Here is a 19,170-nt window from a genome sequence, read left to right as displayed (position 1 = left end):
CGAATGCGGACGAGACCGAGGCATCCCGAATGCGAGGTTACTTCTTCGCGACGTAGTGCGGGTCACGCTCGAAGAACCGCAAGAAATTATCACGCTCTCCGAGGATGGTGAGCGGCGTGTACCCACACTTTCTGAGTTGGAACCACTGGTGTAGCGGGTTCGAGAGATATATTTCGATATCGCCCAACGGGACGTTCTCTATCTTGTACCGTGACCCGATCCGTCCGCGGTTCTTCTCGCGCAGATACAGGTCGGTCACGTCTTTGAGGGCAAAGCCGAGGTTGCGGACAGACAGCGGGACGAGCGGGTGCCAGCTGTTGTGAGACGAGAACGTCAGGATACCGCCCGGTTTCAGGAGGCGGAAAATCTCTCGCAGCGCCGTCACTCGCTCGGATTTCGGGACGAGATAGTCGAGTCCGAAGTATGTGAAGATGACGTACTCGAAGGAGTTCGATTCGAAGCTCGTCTCACGGATATCTTCGACGTGGAACTCGATATCGGGGAACAGCGAACGAGCCTTCGCGACGAGCGGTTCGCTGACGTCGATGCCGGTCACGTCGTACCCGCGCTCGTCCAGCAGGTGCGAGGCCCGGCCGACACCACAGCCAACATCCAAGACTGTACCGTCTGTCTCGGTAAAGTATCGCTCTACTGCCTTCGCTTCCTGTGGAAACAGCTTGGGGTCCTGTATCCGCTCGGTGTAGAGGTCGACGGCGTTTTCGGTCGTGAACAGTTCTTCTTCCTCATCGCGCCCTCCCCGGTCCCAGAGCATCGAACTAATTCGGTCCGTCCACCGACACCCAGAGGTGTAGTTCCCGATAGGCGTTCGCCACTGTCGGGTCAGCCGGTGAGTCGCCCTTATACAGGAGGAAGGTGAGTCGGAGGTTCTCTCCGGTCATCGTCGGCTCTATTGGATAGGTCTGGGTCCACGTCTCGTTGTGCCCGATTTGCGTGTGGAACTCGCGGAGCGTCGCTTCTTCGACCGGGGCGTTCGTGGCGTTCCCCTGCTGTGGATTCTGGACGCGGTGAAGCTCTATGACGACGGTGTAGTCCGTCGCGTCGTGCTCTTGGTTGTCGATGCGGACCACGACCGGTTCTGAGTCGCCCACGGTGAGGTTCGCGGGATATCCGGCCTCGACGAGTTCGCCACCGTCGTTCTCTGTGAGGACGTAGAAGTCGGTGAACTGCTCACCCTCTGGCGGCGCGGCGACGGCAAACGAGACGGAGCCGACAGCGAAGAGGATTGCGACGGCGAGTCCGACGTTCAGGACGGCGCTGAACCGAGAGTCCGTACCCGTAACGAACCCAGCCCCCGTGGCGACCCACTGGCGCGGGGAAACCCGAAACCGTCGGTCGGCCGGTAATCGCCATCGTCGTATCGCTGCGACGACACTACAGAGAACCGTCACCACGCTAATGAGCAGGAGTATCGAGCGGAGGGAGAACTCGACCGGCGTAACCGACAACGCAATCGCGAGAAGCGGTACGACAGCGATACTGAGTGCGAACGCGAGCGCGCCCCGCTCGACAGCGTCTATCTCTCCGGGTAAGCGCTCTCGACCGGATGCGAAGAATCGACCCATCCTCGAATCGGCTGTGCCGCTCACGCTGGCGGCGGGCGGTCGACCGGCCTCTGGAAACAGTGCCGAAACCAACGCATATCCGGGAGCGAAAAACACGAAGGCGAGTCCAACGACTACCTGTCCGACCGACTCGTCGAGGGCCGGTAAGAGGACCGCCAGATTGGCGACCACGACGAGTGAGATAACGGCGATCAGGTCGGCCGATATTCTCCATGCTTGCCGTACAGAAGGCACAGATACTTCGTCTCGATTCATCTCACAATACGGATTCGACGGGTCGACCCTGCGTTTGCAGACTATCCATAGCTGTTCGTCTGACCATCGAGATGCGCGTGGTACAACTAAGTATACAGGGGCTATTGCGGGCTAAGTTGGGATAAATAACCATTTCGACCCCGGTTCCACGAGCGGCGAAGCAGTTTCAGAAGCGCTCCGAGAGATTCTGCAGCGTCACGTGACGCCGAGCGGTGTACACTTTCCTCGCCAGTAACATCAGGTTAGATTTAATTTCGTAATTGACCACAGGGTCGCCGTTGAATTTGCTCTTAAACCGCGAGATGCGACGGTTCAGAGCATTTCCGAGGTGATAGCGCTCGACGCTCTCTAGTTCCGGGTCGTCAAGAATGTCCGTGATTATCTCCCAGTGGAGGAGGCTGTTTACGCTCACGCCCTGATAGTTGGCCTTCGCGCCGCCCTGCCAGAACATCGCCTCACCGTTCGCATACAGGAGGGTGATTCCGCTGAGAAACTCACCGTCTGGCGTTCGCGCGACGTACACTCTCGTCTGGCCGTCGAGTTGAGAAACGAGGTCGCGGGCGAACGCCCGCGGAGTGGGATATGTGAGGCCCTGTTCCGCGTGACGACGCTTGAGGTCGTCGCAGATTCGTTCAGCCGTCGCTGCCCCTTCGAGGGTGATGGAGATGTCCAAGTCCTTGCCCTTGCGGATCTCTTTGCGTAAATCACGCGTAAACGAGCCGAGAACGCTCTCTGAGTCACGGTCTTCGAGCGGAAGGATGAAGTTGAACCGCGGGTCCACGTTCAGGTTCTCCCAGAGATACGGCCGGGGGTCACCGTATTTCGGGGTGCCGACCATTCCGAAGAGCGTCCGTCGACTGTCCACGTCGACCGCTTCGAGAACCGCCTCGGTGAAACGCTCGTTGAGCTTCTCCCGTTTACGCTGCTTCGGACTGGTGGGCATCAACACCGGACCGAGCCACGGCACGCTAAGGCCGGGTGGTGGCGAGACAACGAACCGCAGGGAATACTTTTCGCGAACGAACACGGGGAAGAGTCCCACCGGCTGTTGGCCCCGGAATCCGCCAAGAAGCCGTAGTTCGCCCGGTTCGTACTCGTCCATCAGTTCGAGTACCTCCGACGCGTGAAACGGCCCGACCCCAGATTCAGGCAGCAAGTCATCCCATTCGTTGAGGGAGAGTCTCTGAATGTCCATGGAACTCAGATACCGATTTGTTTTCGCACGTGCGGTCCAACCATCCCAGCGACCGATAGCGGGAGGAGTTTCCAGACTTCCCTCGCTCGCTCGTACTTGTTCTTTTCCGGGTTGGGAAGGTTGACTTCCCCGTTCGGGAAGTAGTGTATGTCGTCGTACCACACCTTCGTTCCGCCGAAGCTCTTCTTGAACATGTAGACGCCTGACCCTTCCCGCGTACGACCGAACTCGTACGTGTCGTATCCCTCTTCAGCGGCCTGTTCAAGTGATTTCCACAGTAGGAGACTGCCACCGTTGAGATCCCGGTACTCGTAATCGTTCACCACTCCCCACTGATAAACTGTCGAACCCAACGCGAGGTTGATTATTCCGTTGATCGGGGTGCCGTCATAATCTATCGTGGTGAGACGGAACTTCCCGTCCTTGTGTAGTCGCTCCCAGAGGATTCTGAAAAACTCGAACGAATGGGGTGGGCTTCCGTGCCGGTGCATCGTTTCGAGGTAGAGGTCGTAGTATCTTTGTACGTCCTCCAGTGAGGTGCCGACGGTGAGTTCTAAGTTGTCGTTATCAGCAGCTTGCCGTATCTGCCGTTGACGGCTGTCTCGAATCTTAGACCAGATGGCGTCAGGTCCCTCCTCGACAGGCACCTGAAAGGTCACATATCTTTTCTTGGAGGTAAAGTCGTCCGTACTACTCCCGGTGGCACCACGCAGACTGACGAAGTCGATGTCGAGGCGTTCGGCCAGTTGCTTCGTCTGTTCTAAGAGAAGCCGTCTCGCGGTGGTCGAATGGTTCTCTCTATCGAACACGACCGCTCCTCGCTCGGCGAACGCAGGAGACAACAACTGTGACCCAAACAAGTGGCTGTTTATGTGACATATCGGGAGCGCCGCTGCAATAGCACCAGTATCCTGTCTCCGAGCGACGAGGTTCTGCTGGTCGTGACCGTACGAGGCTACCGCGTCGTACCACCCCCAGTGGGTGTACACCGGACCGTCGTTGCGCTCGATAAACGAATTCCACTCGTTCCTGTCCGTACAAATATCTATAGCGTACTGGTCGGTAGCTCGTAGTTTTCCCAGCATTCCTTTTTAACTAATCGCACACGCGTTCCATTGCGAGCATTCTAGGTCTCGGGCTGACCGACATCCGCGGCAGTGGACTACAGCATAGCAGCATCGACAATGGGTTCCCCGTGTTACTGTTTCAGCAGGACGGGAGTTCGACTAATTAGTATGAAGTGATTATCGAAATAATACAAGAAATCAACTGGTTTTTCACCTCATAACATTGCTGTCCTGCCGTCATGAGTAGCCGAAACCGTGACAAATCTGAGACGAAATCCAGATAGCGATAGTTGCGAGAAGGTTCGCTTCCGACGGAGCAAATCGAGCGACGGTTCGAAATGAACCTCTCAAGACTGACGAAAGGCGAGGTGGGACGCTCACCAGAACCGTCTATCCGAAATATTCGCTCCGGTGATTCGGCATGTAACGGCTGGCTGGACATGGGTGAGTGTATCTCGTGTTCCCCGCATTGTTCTTGCGAGACACGTGTAGTCGCGTACCGCCGACCTCATCCAGCAAAATACTATAACTGATAAGTTTAAATAAGCTTACATGTCCGGAGAATATTTCTCAGCCGACCTTCATACCCACACGTCGTGGTCCTACGATTCGCTTCAGCCCCCAGCGACGGTCGCGCGATACGCCGAACAGGTAGGATTGGACGCGATAGCGATTACCGACCACGACGAGTTCGGGGCACACGCCGAAGTCAACGAGTCGACTGAGGTAATGGTGATTCCCGGAATGGAGGTTCGAACACGAGATTACGACGACTTGCTGGCGCTGTTCATCACCGAACAGATTACGAGCGACACACTCGCATCGGCTGTCGACGAGATTCACAGCCAAGGCGGACTGGCTATCTTGCCACATCCCTATCGGAAAGTGACTGACTTTGAGGAGTGGGTCTTCCGAAAAGTCGATGCGGTCGAAGGCCTCAACGCGAGGTCGAGAACACAGACGAACGTCCGTGCGACGGCTCTCGGACAGCATCATGACTGTCCGCTCACCGGGGGGAGTGACGCTCACACGCCATGGGAGGTTGGCCGAGCCAGAACGATCGTTTCCTGGGACCCGATTACCTCGCTGGCCGAGCTAAAGTCAGCAATTCGGGAGGGCGCGGTCGCCCCAACCGGAACGGAGTCTCCCTACTACCTTTACCACGGACTGAGTAAAGCTATGGAGACTGTCAAATCTGTCAAGTGACATGGCGACAATTTTCATCACCGACGGACAGCGTCGGAGTGCGTTGGCAGCAGTACGGTCGTTGGGACGACGCGGACACTCGGTAGTCTGTGGCGAATCGATGCGGTTCGCGACGTCGTTCGCGTCGAAATATACCGACGATTGTGTGGTGTACCCTTCCCCCGAAGAGCGCCCGTCGGAGTTCGTCGAATTCCTGGTGAAGTTCCTTTCGAACGAGGAGATCGACCTGTTGATGCCGATTGCCCACGAATCGACTCGGCTAATAAACCACCACAAAGACCGACTTTCCGAACACACCATCGTCCCTGTCGCTGGTGCGGAACGGTTCGATGAACTGGTGCGAAAAGACGCCGTGATGCGACGGGCCGAACGCCTCGACGTCCCCCACCCCCGCACGGCGTATCCTGACAGTGTCGACGATATCCGCGAGATTCGGTCCGAATTAGAGTTTCCCGTCGTCGTGAAACCACTCGATAGCGCGGGGTCGAGGGGGCTCCGGTACGTCGACTCGCCGGATGCACTGGCTGATGTCTACGAGTCGGTCGAGGCGTCGTATCCCGGACCGATCATCCAAGAGCAAATACCCCTAGAGGGGAGGGGGTTGGGGGCTGGATTCCTGGTTTGGGACGGCGAGGTGCTCGCGGAGTTCGCGTATCGTCGACTCCGGGAATATCCGCCGAGCGGCGGTCCGTCGACGCTCAGGGAGAGCATCCATCACGACGCGCTTCTCGAGTACGGGCGGAAAATATTGCTCGACGCCGACTGGCAGGGGGTGGCGATGGTCGAGTTCAAAAACGACCCGCGGACGGATACGCCGAATCTCCTGGAAGTGAATCCGCGGTTCTGGGGGTCGCTTCATCTCCCGTACTACGCTGGCGTCGACTACCCTGCGCTTCTCGCATCCGTGGCACTGGGGGAGACCGTAGAACCGACACGGGAGTACCCCGCTGGCGTGAAGTGTCGGTACCTCGTGCCCGGTGACTTTCTGCACCTCTTTAGCGAACGGGACCTTGACGCCGTACGCGACTTTTTCCCGCTCGTTGACGAGGACCTGTACTACGACATCGTCGACGCCGATGACACGTTCCCGCTCGTCGGACGCATCGGTGCGATACTGCGGTACTCAGTCGATCCGGATATCTGGCGGCGAGTGGTGTTTCGGTCTTCGCGGTGAGACACTCGCTGCCGACCTGGTTCCCTGTGGACGAGTCAGTCGTTGGCTGAGCGACGCCGCGGCCTGTCGCCGCCCTCCGTATAGGCGTCGTACACGTCGGTCATTTTGACGAACGAGTATCCCTTCCGCCGAAGGGTCTCGACGACTCGCTCGAAAATGTGCTCGGATTGCGCCACGTTTCGCCCGTAGAAGAGTTTCCGTTGCGGACCGAGTCGTTCGTGCGCCTGGGTGTGGTAGAAGTCTTGAAGATGTGAATTGTACACCACCACGTCCTGTAACGGGATGTGTCGTAGAACGGCGAGAAACGGGGCTCCTATGGCCTTGACGTACCCCTGTGAGAGAGGGAAGCGAAGTCTGGGGACGACGGCCACCGGAATCTCGAGGAGCGAATCGGTCCCGGTGGCCTGATAGGGTTCGACCGGTGCTCGAAGGTTGTTGTACACTCCCGGTCGGTACGTCGGGAAGACACTCGAATCGAACAGGAAGCCCGAGGATTCGAGGAACCGGAAGGCAGACCGCTCGATTCGACCTTGCGTCGACCGATATCCTTCCGGCTGACGCCCGAAGAACGACTCGAACGCCTGCGTCCCCAGTCGGACTTCCCGTTCGAAATCCGCCGATCCGGAGATGTCATGTGAGTACGAGTGGAGGTGGAACTCGACGTCGAGGCGTTCCTGAAGCCGTTCGATGGCGTCCGGTCGGTCCTCGATAGTCTCGCCGACGACAAACACCGATAGCGGGAGGTCGAGAGTGTCGAGTAAGTCGATGTAGTCGTCGAGATAGTCGAAGGTCGCGTATTTCAACTCGGGATCCTCGAAGTTCCAGTTTTTTTCGAGGTCGAGCGTGAGACAGGCGCGGCGTGGGCTGTCGTCGGTCATCTGTCCAACCAACACCGATGCGTGTCCGATCGCATGGACAGTCGACGACAGCCCACGGCCACGTTCGATGAGCTTGGTCGCCGTATATCAAATTTAGCGAACATTCGAACGCCGAATCGCTACTCTGTATCTGCAAATAGTAATTAGCAACGTACGGCAGGTGAGCGGCCACAATCCAGCATTAGGATATACTAAGGTCGCTCTAACGGACTGCTTTTATGTAAGCTTGCGTGAGAGGTTGACCATCGTATGGCTAAGATGACTCATTCTGTACGAGTAGCGATAACAGAATTGGACAGTGTCTGGCCTGGTCTCGACTCCTCGGGGAGACAAGAGACGCCACCTACGAGTACGCGGTACCGGTGGTTTCCCCACGAGGCTCGTCCCGGAATCTCCCGCTCCGGGCTTCTACGGTACGTTCGGGATACGCCGTACATAAGCTGTTGATACTTATTGTTCGAAATATCGTTGGAAGTGAATCGTAGGTAGATACAATCGGACCGATGCAAGTAGAGTCTGAATCCCTGCAGTATCGGGCACGGCGATGATGTCAGAGAAGCCGGAAACAGCGTATAAAACACGTATTTGCGCCGGTTTCGGCAGGGGATATCGGCAACCGAGTCTGACGGTCGCCGGGACCGCGTCGGTCACGGCTGCCGATTCAAGCGCGGCTACGCATCGAACGCCTCGCGTGTGGGGCGGAACGTCGCACCGTCTCGCGGCGTCCGACCCGAGCGCAGAGTCACTGCCGAGTAGACCGGTACACAGGCGTACAGAGTACACGAAACCCTCCGTCGGAACGACCATACGACATATCCACTCAACTCAGATGTTCAAGAATGCACCACCGCCATGCGAAACGGTCACTAACAACCGCCGAGGGAACGAATCGACTCGACGGCACGAGGGGAGGGGACCGTGAGTACCGCAAACGGCCACTCGCTGAAAGTGCTACAGATTTCCAGCGCTGGCATGGAGTTCTTCCTCGATCAAGTACGGATACTCGAAGAGCGCGGAATCGAATGTGACGCACTGTATCAGGGTGATTTCCGTCAGGACGGCCACGTTCACGGAGACAGAAGCATTCACGAGGGACTGTTAGACAGTATCGCTGGCCACAACCCGATTTACTACGCTGTTCGCGGGTCGATGCTGTATCCGAAGATACTGCAAGCCTCGCTGGCCGAAGACTACGACATCGTTCACGTTAACTCAGGCGTTGTCGCGCCGCTGGGACTGCTCCAACCGAACCGACCGGTCGTGATGACGTTCTGGGGCGACGACCTGCTGGGCGACCGACTGGCGGGGTTGCAACCGAAAATAACGAAGCTCTGTGCCACGCAGAGCGACCACGTCATCGTCCGAAGCCAGGAGATGAAAGACGCGCTACCGTGCGACGCGACGATAATTCCGAGCGGCGTTGACCTGTCGGTATTCGAGCCGATGCCGCAGGTAGAAGCGAGAGAAGCGGTCGGTTGGGACGCCGACGACAGGCACGTGATTTTCCCATATCACAAAGGGCACGAGAAGAAGCGCTACCACGTCGCGAAGCGAACCGTCGAACGGGTGAACCGGTCGTTCGAGGAGACGGTGCGGTTACAGGACGTTCACGACGCAGACCACGACGAGATGCCGCTGTACTACAACGCGGCGGACGCGCTGTTACTTCCCTCTCTCCGTGAGGGGTCTCCCAACACGGTCAAAGAGGCGATGGCGTGCAATCTCCCCGTCGTGTCCACGGACGTGGGTGACACGAGACGGCGACTGGGACCGGTGGAGAACTCGTACGTGTGTTCGAACGACGCGGAGTTGGTCGACGCGGTCGTGTCGGTACTCGAAACCGGCGAGCGATCTGACGGGAGAGTACACGTGAGAGAAGTGAGCCTCCAACGGATGGGCGAACGAATTGAGTCGATTTATGAATCGCTACTGGCTGACCATCGCTCACCGAGGTAGGACCCATATGCGACCCTGTCTCCTCCTCAACGACTTCAACGGCGGCGGTGCAGAGCGGTTGGTTAAGGACTTGGCGGTCGAACTGGACCAACGCAACGATGTTGACCCCGTGGTCGTCGCTTCGAACCGACGCGGCGAACTCGAAGAGGCGTTCGAAGAGAGCGGTGTCGAACTCTCCGTCCTCGGCGTCGACGTCGCGATTGCGTCCGTCGGCAACGGCACGGCGCGACTGCTCTCTCGCCTGCGAGAACTCGATGTCGACGTGGTTCATTCCCATCTCGCGTTTTCCGACCTTGTCGGCCGATTGGCTTGTCTGGGGTTGTCGCTGCCACACGTTTCGACTTACCACAACGTCGAAGAGAAGCGGCCACCCCTGAAGCGGGCCGTCGAACACGCGACCCGCCCGCTCTCAGAACAGATAGTCTGCGTTTCCGATGGGGTTCGCCAGTCATACGGAAACGACCCGCGGATGCGCGTCATCTACAACGCAATTGATGTCGAGGCGTTCAACGGCCGCGTCGCCGCGGCGGACCCGGCCAACGTTCCGAAACGCGTCCAGTCAGCCGAGACGGTGTTTCTCAACGTCGCTCGCTGTGTGGACGTGAAACGACAATGGGACCTCATCAGCGCTATGGAGCGACTCGACGCACCGGACGCCCATCTCGTCGTCGTCGGCGACGGGCCACTACGCAGCGACCTCGAAGCCATCGTCTCGGAGAAAGGCCTCTCGGAGAGCGTGACCATCACGGGGTTCGTCGATTCCATCGAGCCCTACTACGCCTGCGCGGACGCGTTCGTCTCGTCGTCGTCCAAGGAGGGTCTGCCGACGACACACATCGAGGCGATGGCAGCGGAACTCCCCGTTATCTCGACAGACATTCCGGGTGTCCGCGAAATCGTCGAGCACGACACGACTGGGTACCTCTGTCCGGTCGGAGAACCGGAGACGCTTGCGGGGACGATGCAGCGAATCCACGGGAAGGACTGTCGACACCTCGCCGACAGGGGGTACCAGACCGCGATGTCGACGTTCTCGATGGAGCGAGTCGCCGCAGAACACGCGTCGTTGTACTGGGAAGTAGCCGGGGATAGCTGACCGGTGGCCGAACTCCGTGTGAGGCGCGTGCCGAGCGGGTGACCGCCGTCTCGAAGGTCGATGGGATTTCACGGTGCTATAGCCCAATCACCGAGACGGGACGACGGATTACCGCGGCCAAAGGAGTCTATAACTAACGGGAAACCGGCGGTCTATCGGCCAACGATGGACGTCGACCTCCGGACGGGTATCCAAAACTACCTTTCGCCGGTCCCCACTCGTGTCGACCTGCGTGACGTTCCTCAGTTGATTCGCTCTCAGTGTCGAAAGACCGTCGTGTATCATTTGCTCAAGTCCTATACCTCGGACTTTCGGTCCGAACTGGGCGTCTCTCCGTTGGAACTCGTCTGGGTGAGTCCCGAGCGAATCGCCAAGCACACGCCGACGTTCTTCCACCGACGGCGGAGATTCGGCGAAATCAGGGATGGTGACTGGGACCGATACAACACGAGAGACGTTTCACGGGACTGGCTCGGCACCCCGATAGCGGAACACGGTCTGTATGAGGCGATGAAGGCGCACTTTGAGGAGGGCACCGACTGGCTATCGACCGAGTTCGTGCAACAACAAGTCGAGACAGTCGCGGGCGGAGAGACCGCTTGGTACGGGAAGTGTCCCGATAGACAGAGTATCCACGCGCAGTGTCGGTACTTGGACCGACTATATCGTTCTCTCGAAACTAACGGGTTCGACAGACACGCTGAGGAGAACTCTGCCTGGGTATTTTCCGATCCGTACCACGAGATAACCGTGAACGTCGCTCGGGACGGTGAGCTACTGTTCGCCAGTGACGGTCGCCACCGATTGTTCCTCTCGAAGCTACTCGGTATCGAACGTGTTCCCGTTCGAACACTTGTCATCCACCGAGAGTTCGTCGACGGGGCTGCCGATATCGATTCGCTCGCCGACGTGTTGCACCGCACCAACCGGCGGAGTCTGCAGTCTCCGCGAGGCGATCCACCGACCGAAACCCGACGAGACGCCGACTAACGGCCGATAGTGTCCCTTTTACAATATCTGTTGGACGGAACGGTTCCCGTAGGGTCGTTGAGACAAATCCATGCTTGCAATCTGTGAAAGGCTGTCGAACAGGCTGGAGGACGAAGACATCCGATACTGTCACTGGAAGAGTAACACCTATTTATCGGAATCTGCCGACGGGGAAGCCGATCTAGATATTCTCGTGGATCCTGCTGAGGAGGAGCTGGTGAGAAAGCTCCTGAGCGAGTTGAATTTTAAGCTTCTCCAAACGTCTACGTACTCGAACTACCCGTCTCTGGAAGATTTCATCGGCTTCGACGCTCGCTCTGGAACAGTTATTCACCTCCACCTGCACTACCGACTCGTCTTGGGCCGACCGTTTCTGAAAGAGTTCAGACTGCCGTGGGAGGAGCAGCTACTGACCGACAGGGTCAGAGACGAAGACACCGGTATCTACATGGTCCATCCCCGGCACGAACTGCTGTTGCTGTTGGTCCGATACGCGCTGAAGCTCCGGTGGCGAAACTACGTCTTCGAGCCGCTGGGAATCCCGTTGGTCCGCGGCGATGTCCGGACGGAGTTCACTGACTTACGGCACACCGTGACGGCAGCGGAACTTGAGCGTGCCACTGAACGACTGCTCGGAACCGACTGCGTAGACGCGGTCCTCGCTCTCTACGAGAACGGACCGTCCGTCTGGCGACTTCGGAAGCTTCGTTCTTCACTCCCCGAGGTGTTCGAACAGTACCGGCGACACGGGAAGGTCTGGGGCGGGCTCGTCGCGGCCAAACAGGAACTCCAGTCGATAGCAGTGAAAGGAAACGACAAAACGCTCGGGCTGAACTTTCCCTACCAGAAGCTCGTCAAAAAAGGCGGTATCTCGGTTGCGTTCATCGGAGCGGACGGGTCCGGAAAATCGACGGTCTCGAAACGAGTGGCCGACGAGATCGGCTGGATTACCGATACGGAGCAGATTTACTTCGGCCACGGCGACAGCGCCGAGAGCGCGCTCCTGTTCCCGAAGCGATTCGAGCGATGGCTGGCAGCGCAACTGCTCTCGAACGACGACCAGCAGCGGCGCTCCGAAACGGAGGGTGAGTCCACCGAGAACTCGACGGCCGAGAACATCAAATCGTCACCCCTGTATACACTTTGGGACACAATTGCGGTGTTCTCCATCTCGCTCGACAAGATGCGGAAGCTAACGAAGATGAACACGGCGCGGAACAACGGCTACGTCGTCATCACCGACAGGTACCCGACCGTCGACGCTGACTCGCCCGACAGCCCCCAGTTGGACCACTGGCGAAGTTCGTGGCACGTCGCAAAGCGGAAACTGGCGGCGGTCGAACGGCGTCCATACGAGATTGCCCAGCAGTATCCGCCGGACCTCGTGATTCGGCTCTCTATTCCGCCGGAGACTGCCGTGGATCGAAAGCCCGAGAACACGCTGGAGAGGGCGAAAACGCGGACGGCACAGGCGGACAAAATCGAAATCCCGGACGCCCGAGTCGTCGACATCGACGCGACCCAGGACCTCGACGACGTGGTCACCGAATCGATGGCGAAAATCTGGGCAGCCCTCTAGGTATCGTCCTGCGAGGGTTTCTCGGCGACCGATAGCATCTCCCATCGAACTCGTCGTCGACTCGGATTACGGCGGTCGGCTCACATGCGATAGCCGAGGTCCTCCAGTTGCTGTTCGACCGCTTCGTGGTCTATCTGCTCGTCCAGTGCGGCGGCTGGCTTCTCCGCGACGATTTCCTTTCGTGGGCTGGTCTCGAGTACGTGCCAGGGGACTTCGAGTAACTCGTCGACGTACACCCCGCCGGGGTGTCCGAACCCTCGAACCGGAATCGGTCGTTCGCGCTCGCCCAACAGTTCTCCGTGGTCGGCCGTGATGACCGTCTTTCCCGTGAGCGAGTCGACGAGGGATCCTACTTCGCCGAGAACGAGGTCGAGGTTCTCACGATAGGCCCGGATCACATCGCCTCTGTCGACGTCACTTCGCTTCACCGACAGCACCGCGTCCCTGTGGAAATCGAAGTTCTCGCGACCGAAATCGGTCAGGTACGGCTGGTGGGGCTGCAAGTAGTGGATGATGAGTCGCTTGTTCGGATACGTGTCGTGGGCCTCGACGGCGTGTTCCGTGACCGTTTCGGGTCTCGTCGTGAGTCCGCCGACCGCATCGCGCTTCTCGTCGGTGTGGAGGTTCACGTAGTCGTGGACTTCGCCGCCGATACGTTCGTGTAGCCTGAGAAACCACGGGTTTGCCGAGACGTAGACCGTGTCGTGTGCGTCTCTGTTCGTGAAGTTACCGCGAATGAACTCTCGGCTCGTCGCCCCTCGCGAGGTTCGCCTCTCGGTCGTTCCCGGGAGTGACACCTGTCGCACGAAGAAATCGTATCGGCAGGCATCGAGAATGATGAGGTTGTCCCAGTCCTCGTCAAACACGTCGACGCCCCCGGGGTAATATCGCTCTCCGACTCGCCATTGGTTGAGCATCCCGTTGACCTTCGAGAATATCAACTCGGGATGTTTCACCCCGGACCAGAGTTGTTCAATCGAGTACATGATGTCGGGTTAGACCGGTAATTTGGAGGGCGCTCCGCGCTGTTCCGAACTCGCTTCGATCGGTCGTCGGGAACGGGTTCCGTCTCACGGCTCTAAACGAGGTACCCCATATCCGAGAGGTGGTCTTTGATATCGGAGTCCAGTTCCTGCTCTCGCTCGGCGGCGGGTCTGGTTTCGTGCTCGTCGAGCCAGCGTCTCGCTTCGGTCAGCATCTCCTCGTACTTCTCCGAATGCCGGTCTTTCAGGTTAGTCTGCTCGTCGGGCAACGCGAACAGTTCGACCGCGTCCTCGCTGTGGACCAACTTATCCTCTGTCGACCGGAAGGAGGTGGCCGTCTGTAGGTGTCGAATCGGGAGTTCGTACTTTGGGTCGTACTCGCGGACCTGCTTCAGGTTCTCCTGTGCGTTGTTGCCGGACCGCTGGGTCACCGCGAGCGTACGGCTATCGGTCCTCAGATTGCTACCTTCGAACTGCAGCGATTCGACGCCAATTTGCGATAACGCGGTTTCGAGGACGTCGATGTGCTGGACTACTTCCCCGGTTTGGTGGTCGACTCCGTCGAGTCCATGCGTTACGAGCGGGACGTGTATGAGCGCGTCGTCTAAGACGAACTTGTGCCCGGCCAAGTCGTACTCATCGAGGAGGTCGCCGTGGTCAGCCGTGACAACGACGATAGTATCGTCGCTGTTTCGCTGGATGGCGTCGAAGAGTTCGCCTACGCAGTAGTCGACGTGGGATATGACGGCGTCGTACATCGCCTCGACCGCCTGCCGTTCGTCCGGGGACAGTCCGCCATCGGCGATTAGTTCGTGGATGTCCTCGTACCGCGATTGGGCGATGTCCAGCGCCTGCTGTGGACTGATAGTGAGTTCGTCTGTGAAGGCGTCTAGGTACGCCGCTGGGGGTAAGTACGGGTGGTGACTGCTTCCGAGATGGAGGTACATGAAGTAGGGATCGTCCTGCGATGCGACGAAGCGCTTGGCGAGGTCGACCGTCATATACGACGTGAGACCCTTGTGGCGGTCGATATCTGCGGTGAGACCCCCGCCGTGGGACCAGAGCTGAGGTGTGGATTTCGCCATCGTCCAAAGCCCCACGTCGTCCCGCAGTCTCGATGGGACGACGTATCGCAGGTCGTCGAACCCGCGGTCGAGACCCCTCGCCGGACCGGCATTCGGATTTGAAACGAGGCTCTGTGTGGTCATCTCTTCGGGGAGTAGCTCTGGGATCGTCTCAATGTCCTCCGAGAGGACGAGGCTGCTCTCTCCGAAAATCCCGTGTGTCGGCGGGGTCGTTCCGGTCAGAATTGACGCTGACGACGTTCCCGTCCAATTGCCGTGGCTGATGCAGTGATCGAAGGAGTTCCCCTCCGTGCCATCCGCGATTCGCTGGAGCGAGGGAGTCGTGTCGCGGTCGTAGTCACTCAGAGATGTGTGATCGTACCTGATGCTTTCGAGCGTTATCCAGACGATGCTCTGTCGGTTCGTCACTGGTCGCAGGTAGAATCCTGTGTGTGATTGTTAGCAACGAAGTACTCCGATTAGGGCAGTGTTAGATGCCCGGCAAACGGACGTGGAGACTGACCGCCGTCAGTAGTCGAGTCCAGAGTGACGCATCGACGGCCGTCAGCGCCATCTGCCAGCACTCGTCTCGTACACGTGGTTGTCCGTCGCGACCGACCCCTCATTTATCATAATCGTGTCTGTCGGTGGATCCGGAGCATAGTACGCGTTTTGCGTAATCAGATTCCCGGTCGAACTTGGTCCGTCTACGTACATGAGGACGGTAGACTCCGTCTCGAATCTATTGTTCGAAACGACGCACCGGTGGCCGTGTGCCAGTCGAACGAACGCTCTGTCTCCATTCCCTTGCGTAAACGTATTGCCGCTGATCTGAAGGTTTCTGATAACGTTGTCCGGGTCGCCACGTGCCAGAATGTGTGGTTGGTCCGGCGCATTGCCGAAGTTGTTACCTTGGATAATACCACCGTCAAGTTGGTTCAACAGCCGAATCCCCTCCTCGTCGACTTCGTCCCAGTAACACCCTCTGAGAAGCAGGTCCCGCACACGATCTATCTGACCGCCGCCGAGCGAGAAGAACCGATTACACCCGTAGGCACGCACGCCTTCGAGATGGACAAGCTTCCACAGCGGGGCGTAGTTCCAATCTTCCTCCTGACTGAGTTTGATAGCGTTCGTCGCGCCGAAGATGTCCGTGTCGGTGACGGTAACGATTCGCTCTTGCCCGTCGCCCCGCGTATCGACTGCGTTGTTGCCGTCCAGTCTGAACTCACAGCCAGCGACGCTCGTCCGTTGCGCACCGGTGACAACCCCAGACTCACCCCACGTATGAACCGTACACCCCTCGAACCTGATGTCGTGTGCCGCGCCGCCGTGACAGTTCAGCGCCCCCGCCCCGTCGGACGTGACGAAGCAGTCGCGGACAATGACTGTCCGCGACGGGACCTGTCGGTCCCCGCCGGAGGTCACAGACACCGGATGTCTGCACTCCTTGGCGACGCATCCCTCCACGATGACGTCGTGACAACCCGCCCACAACTGGATGCCGTACCCGTCACTCGCCTCAATGTCGGAACTTTGCAGCACCGTACAGTCCCGGACGCGGACGTTCGCACAGGCTTCCAGCAGTATCGCGCGGCTTCCGAACTTATCCATCCATAGCCCCTCGAAGGTGGAATCACGGCATTGGGAGGCCATCACGCCGTAGTAGTTCTCGTCTTTCGCGGGCGCGCTCAGGTCGAAACCCGATAGGTGGACCGTTATCGGATCGAGAACGTAGACCAGCGTTCCGGAGGGATAGCCGTCCCGCCAGACGACGGAGTCTTCCAGTCTGACGACTCTCCCGTCGACTCCAAGCACGCTGTGTGGCTCACCCGGGGGTTGCCCTCGGCCGAGGACGGGGGCGCCACTTTCCTCGGCGAGGAGGACCATATCGCCCTTCTCAATCTCAGACGTGTCCGCTAATCTGATGCTGTTCGAACCCGTCGTCACCTCCTCGGCGAGCGTGGTTTCGTATCGTTCCTCACCTTGGAAGCGGAACACGAAATCACCGGCGTGACGGTGCTCGATGGTGGCCTCGTCGCCGTACACCGTGAGTGACTTCGCTACTTCTATTGTCGACTCGCTCTGGTACTGTCCTTCGACGTAGACCGACCCGCTATCGGGCGCGGCACGGATTCCACTTTCGAGGATTGCCCATCCGTCGCTGCCAGAGTTGACCGTCTCGCCGCCCGAACTGACAGCTTCGTAGCCAGTGTCTGTTTCGTACACGGCGATATCGTACATTCGTTCCTGCTCGCTGGCGCTGTCGGTCGTGTCGCCGTCCGTGCCGAGAGCGTGGTCGAGGCCAACAGCGGTCGCTCCGCCGAGCGCGCCCGCGGCCAAGTACTGCAGGATCTGTCGGCGCGAACGCACCGCTGATGGTTCCGATTGCGCGGTACGGGGTGCCGTGTCGTCACTCATGACCTGCGCAGGCGCTATCTGACGCCAGTCGGCGAGGCTCTCTCACTCGGAGACCACTCATTCATAGGTGACGGTCAACTTCGGCGGCGTCGCTCCTTCGGCCGAGTAGAACTCCCATCCGTTAGTCCCGTTGGGGAGGATACCCCATCCGTTGTTGGCTTGCCCATCGACCCACGCTTGCACTCGGTCGGTTACGTCGAGTGTCAACGTTCCTTCGTCGACCCTTCCCGTGTTGAAGTCGGGATTAGTTTCCGCTTCCGTCGAGTCGTTTTGGATACCTCCGTCGAGCGTGTTCCACGTGTCCGTGTCGCTCCAGTCGACCAACATCGGGTGGAAGCTGCCTCCAGAGCCGCTGTTCGTGATTTCGAGCGTCAGCGTGGCCTCGGTAACCGTCCCCCCCGATGGGACCTGTCCGGTGTCGCTTCCGACGATAGAATCGAAACGCAGCAGGCCTTGAACGACCTGTTGGGTCCGTCCCGGATTGGATCCGTCGATGAGGAGTTGTGCCGCCGCCCCGTAATTTTCGTCCGGTTGTGACTCTTGGAGGTAGGTATCGGCAGCGCCGTCGTAGCCATCGACACCCGCTTGGAACACGACCGTCCCCGGCGTCGACGACCCGTCCTCGGTCGCGGTCACGAACGTGTATCCCACGCCGGAAGTCTTGTCGGCGTCGCTCTCGGCGATAGCCAGATACTCGTACTCTGTGTCGCTTTCGAGGTCAGTGAGCGATTGGCTAAATTCTCCAGGCGCGTCGAGCGTCTGCGGCGTCGTCGCGTTCCACTCGTCCGCGCCGGTCTGTCGCCACTCGAAGTAACACTCCACGGTGTCGTTACCTCCGAGTTCGACCAGATTCCCTCGCAGGAGTGTGGAAGTTGCGCCGATGTTCGTCGGTTCGAGGGTTTCGACAGCGACCGGGACATCGTCTTCGATGTCGTTCGAGTTGGAGACTATCGCTCCGTCCAAATTACTCTCTGACTCGAACGTGCCGACAGCTTCGTTGTCGACAAACGGATGTGTCGGATTGTCGGGGTCGCCGCGAATGTCGTACGCACGGTAGCTGTCCTCCACGACGTTCCCCTGGAATTTGTTGTTGGTGCTACCGTCGTCAACGGCGATTGCCGCCCGCGTACGCGAGTTGGACCCGATTACGTAGTTGTTCGTTATCTGGTGGTTCCGTCCCCGCATCAGGATGCCCTCGTTCGCCCTATCGTAGGCCCGCATGTCGATGTAGTTGTCAGATATCGAGTAATTGACTGCCTCGTCGGTGAGGTCGACGTCGATAACGTCGGCGGTGAAGGGCTCTTCGAAATAGCACCCTTCCACGGTCACTCGCTGTCCGCCTTTGAGGTCGAGGAGGTCCGAATTCCCCGAACCGGGGTCGTCGGTGTAGGTCATCGCGTCGAGATTCCCGCTGAAGCCGAGGTCGCGAATCGTGACGTCGTCCGCACGCCTGACGAGGAGGATGCTCGTCGTCGGGAACTCGTCGAGATTCCACGGTGCGTGAAGCAACTTCGATTCTTCCCCCTCACCGTAGATAGTCGTGTTCTCACGGATTCGGACCCGCCGTATCAGGTATTCGCCGGGAGGGACGTACACCGTCCCACCGCCGCGTGCCGCATCCACCGCATCTTGAAACGCCTCCGTATCTTCCGTGTCGTCATCAGCCGTCGCCCCGAAATCTCTCACGTTGAGCTCTTCTTGTGCCGCTCCGACACCTGTTCCG

15 protein-coding genes are annotated in these 19,170 nt (G+C 58.9%); 6 read left to right on the top strand and 9 right to left on the bottom strand.

Annotated features, from left to right (window positions below; all coding sequences use genetic code 11):
• Positions 1 to 37 precede the first annotated feature (37 nt).
• The 4 genes from NJQ44_RS15810 to NJQ44_RS15795 form a co-directional block, all read right to left on the bottom strand.
• Positions 38 to 772 carry a class I SAM-dependent methyltransferase gene (locus NJQ44_RS15810; protein ID WP_254272296.1) on the bottom strand — a complete coding sequence of 245 codons (735 nt, stop codon included), beginning with the start codon at positions 770 to 772 and terminating at the stop codon, positions 38 to 40.
• A 4-nt stretch (positions 773 to 776) separates the two neighbouring features.
• Entirely contained in the window at positions 777 to 1,838 is a 1,062-nt protein-coding gene (locus tag NJQ44_RS15805) for a DUF1616 domain-containing protein (RefSeq protein WP_254272295.1), read from the bottom strand.
• A gap of 166 nt (positions 1,839 to 2,004) precedes the next feature.
• Positions 2,005 to 2,940, bottom strand: a complete 936-nt coding sequence (locus NJQ44_RS15800; protein WP_254272294.1) for a GNAT family N-acetyltransferase — start codon at positions 2,938 to 2,940, stop codon at positions 2,005 to 2,007.
• 98 nt (positions 2,941 to 3,038) lie between these two features.
• Positions 3,039 to 4,118 carry a GNAT family N-acetyltransferase gene (locus tag NJQ44_RS15795; RefSeq protein WP_254272293.1) on the bottom strand — a complete coding sequence of 360 codons (1,080 nt, stop codon included), beginning with the start codon at positions 4,116 to 4,118 and terminating at the stop codon, positions 3,039 to 3,041.
• A gap of 534 nt (positions 4,119 to 4,652) precedes the next feature.
• Between NJQ44_RS15795 and NJQ44_RS15790 the strand changes: the two genes are divergently transcribed.
• Positions 4,653 to 5,306, top strand: a complete 654-nt coding sequence (locus NJQ44_RS15790) for a CehA/McbA family metallohydrolase (protein WP_254272292.1) — start codon at positions 4,653 to 4,655, stop codon at positions 5,304 to 5,306.
• 100 nt (positions 5,307 to 5,406) lie between these two features.
• Positions 5,407 to 6,480 (top strand): carboxylate--amine ligase, encoded by a 1,074-nt coding sequence (locus tag NJQ44_RS15785; protein WP_254272291.1) that lies wholly within the window; start codon positions 5,407 to 5,409, stop codon positions 6,478 to 6,480.
• Between the two features lie 35 nt (positions 6,481 to 6,515).
• On the opposite strand, the gene NJQ44_RS15780 is transcribed toward NJQ44_RS15785, so the two are convergent.
• Entirely contained in the window at positions 6,516 to 7,358 is an 843-nt protein-coding gene (locus NJQ44_RS15780) for a polysaccharide deacetylase family protein (protein WP_254272290.1), read from the bottom strand.
• Between the two features lie 918 nt (positions 7,359 to 8,276).
• Between NJQ44_RS15780 and NJQ44_RS15775 the strand changes: the two genes are divergently transcribed.
• The 4 genes from NJQ44_RS15775 to NJQ44_RS15760 all read left to right on the top strand — a co-directional run bounded on the left by NJQ44_RS15775 (position 8,277) and on the right by NJQ44_RS15760 (position 12,979).
• A complete protein-coding gene (locus tag NJQ44_RS15775) occupies positions 8,277 to 9,314 on the top strand; it encodes a glycosyltransferase family 4 protein (protein WP_254272289.1) in 1,038 nt (345 codons plus the stop codon).
• A gap of 7 nt (positions 9,315 to 9,321) precedes the next feature.
• Positions 9,322 to 10,410, top strand: coding sequence for a glycosyltransferase (locus NJQ44_RS15770; protein ID WP_254272288.1), 1,089 nt, complete (start codon positions 9,322 to 9,324; stop codon positions 10,408 to 10,410).
• Positions 10,411 to 10,761: 351 nt separating this feature from the next.
• Positions 10,762 to 11,400: a ParB N-terminal domain-containing protein gene (locus NJQ44_RS15765; protein WP_254272287.1), complete on the top strand. Its 639-nt coding sequence runs from the start codon at positions 10,762 to 10,764 to the stop codon at positions 11,398 to 11,400.
• A 70-nt stretch (positions 11,401 to 11,470) separates the two neighbouring features.
• Entirely contained in the window at positions 11,471 to 12,979 is a 1,509-nt protein-coding gene (locus NJQ44_RS15760) for a hypothetical protein (protein ID WP_254272286.1), read from the top strand.
• An 80-nt stretch (positions 12,980 to 13,059) separates the two neighbouring features.
• Here NJQ44_RS15760 and NJQ44_RS15755 read toward each other — a convergent pair whose 3' ends face one another.
• From NJQ44_RS15755 to NJQ44_RS15740, 4 genes are all read right to left on the bottom strand, one after another.
• Positions 13,060 to 13,965, bottom strand: coding sequence for an alkaline phosphatase family protein (locus NJQ44_RS15755; RefSeq protein ID WP_254272285.1), 906 nt, complete (start codon positions 13,963 to 13,965; stop codon positions 13,060 to 13,062).
• A 92-nt stretch (positions 13,966 to 14,057) separates the two neighbouring features.
• Positions 14,058 to 15,455 (bottom strand): sulfatase family protein, encoded by a 1,398-nt coding sequence (locus NJQ44_RS15750; protein ID WP_254272284.1) that lies wholly within the window; start codon positions 15,453 to 15,455, stop codon positions 14,058 to 14,060.
• A gap of 135 nt (positions 15,456 to 15,590) precedes the next feature.
• Positions 15,591 to 17,447: a right-handed parallel beta-helix repeat-containing protein gene (locus NJQ44_RS15745; protein ID WP_254272283.1), complete on the bottom strand. Its 1,857-nt coding sequence runs from the start codon at positions 17,445 to 17,447 to the stop codon at positions 15,591 to 15,593.
• A gap of 57 nt (positions 17,448 to 17,504) precedes the next feature.
• Positions 17,505 to 19,133, bottom strand: coding sequence for a DNRLRE domain-containing protein (locus NJQ44_RS15740; protein WP_254272282.1), 1,629 nt, complete (start codon positions 19,131 to 19,133; stop codon positions 17,505 to 17,507).
• Positions 19,134 to 19,170: the final 37 nt, after the last annotated feature.

Origin of the sequence: Haloarcula marina, from assembly GCF_024218775.1 — an archaeon.
GTDB classification, from domain to species: domain Archaea; phylum Halobacteriota; class Halobacteria; order Halobacteriales; family Haloarculaceae; genus Haloarcula; species Haloarcula marina.
Note: the sequence above shows the minus strand (reverse complement) of the source record. Positions and strands in the feature narration are given on the sequence as shown.

What these genes read in the sequence shown, in the direction of transcription:
- NJQ44_RS15780 (WP_254272290.1), bottom strand. Translation starts at nt 7,358, where the DNA reads ATGACCGACGACAGCCCACGCCGCGCCTGTCTCACGCTCGACCTCGAA.
- NJQ44_RS15800 (WP_254272294.1), bottom strand. Translation starts at nt 2,940, where the DNA reads ATGGACGAGTACGAACCGGGCGAACTACGGCTTCTTGGCGGATTCCGG.
- NJQ44_RS15760 (WP_254272286.1), top strand. Translation starts at nt 11,471, where the DNA reads ATGCTTGCAATCTGTGAAAGGCTGTCGAACAGGCTGGAGGACGAAGAC.
- NJQ44_RS15795 (WP_254272293.1), bottom strand. Translation starts at nt 4,118, where the DNA reads ATGCTGGGAAAACTACGAGCTACCGACCAGTACGCTATAGATATTTGT.
- NJQ44_RS15790 (WP_254272292.1), top strand. Translation starts at nt 4,653, where the DNA reads ATGTCCGGAGAATATTTCTCAGCCGACCTTCATACCCACACGTCGTGG.
- NJQ44_RS15785 (WP_254272291.1), top strand. Translation starts at nt 5,407, where the DNA reads ATGCGGTTCGCGACGTCGTTCGCGTCGAAATATACCGACGATTGTGTG.
- NJQ44_RS15805 (WP_254272295.1), bottom strand. Translation starts at nt 1,838, where the DNA reads ATGAATCGAGACGAAGTATCTGTGCCTTCTGTACGGCAAGCATGGAGA.
- NJQ44_RS15770 (WP_254272288.1), top strand. Translation starts at nt 9,322, where the DNA reads ATGCGACCCTGTCTCCTCCTCAACGACTTCAACGGCGGCGGTGCAGAG.
- NJQ44_RS15755 (WP_254272285.1), bottom strand. Translation starts at nt 13,965, where the DNA reads ATGTACTCGATTGAACAACTCTGGTCCGGGGTGAAACATCCCGAGTTG.
- NJQ44_RS15745 (WP_254272283.1), bottom strand. Translation starts at nt 17,447, where the DNA reads ATGAGTGACGACACGGCACCCCGTACCGCGCAATCGGAACCATCAGCG.
- NJQ44_RS15810 (WP_254272296.1), bottom strand. Translation starts at nt 772, where the DNA reads ATGCTCTGGGACCGGGGAGGGCGCGATGAGGAAGAAGAACTGTTCACG.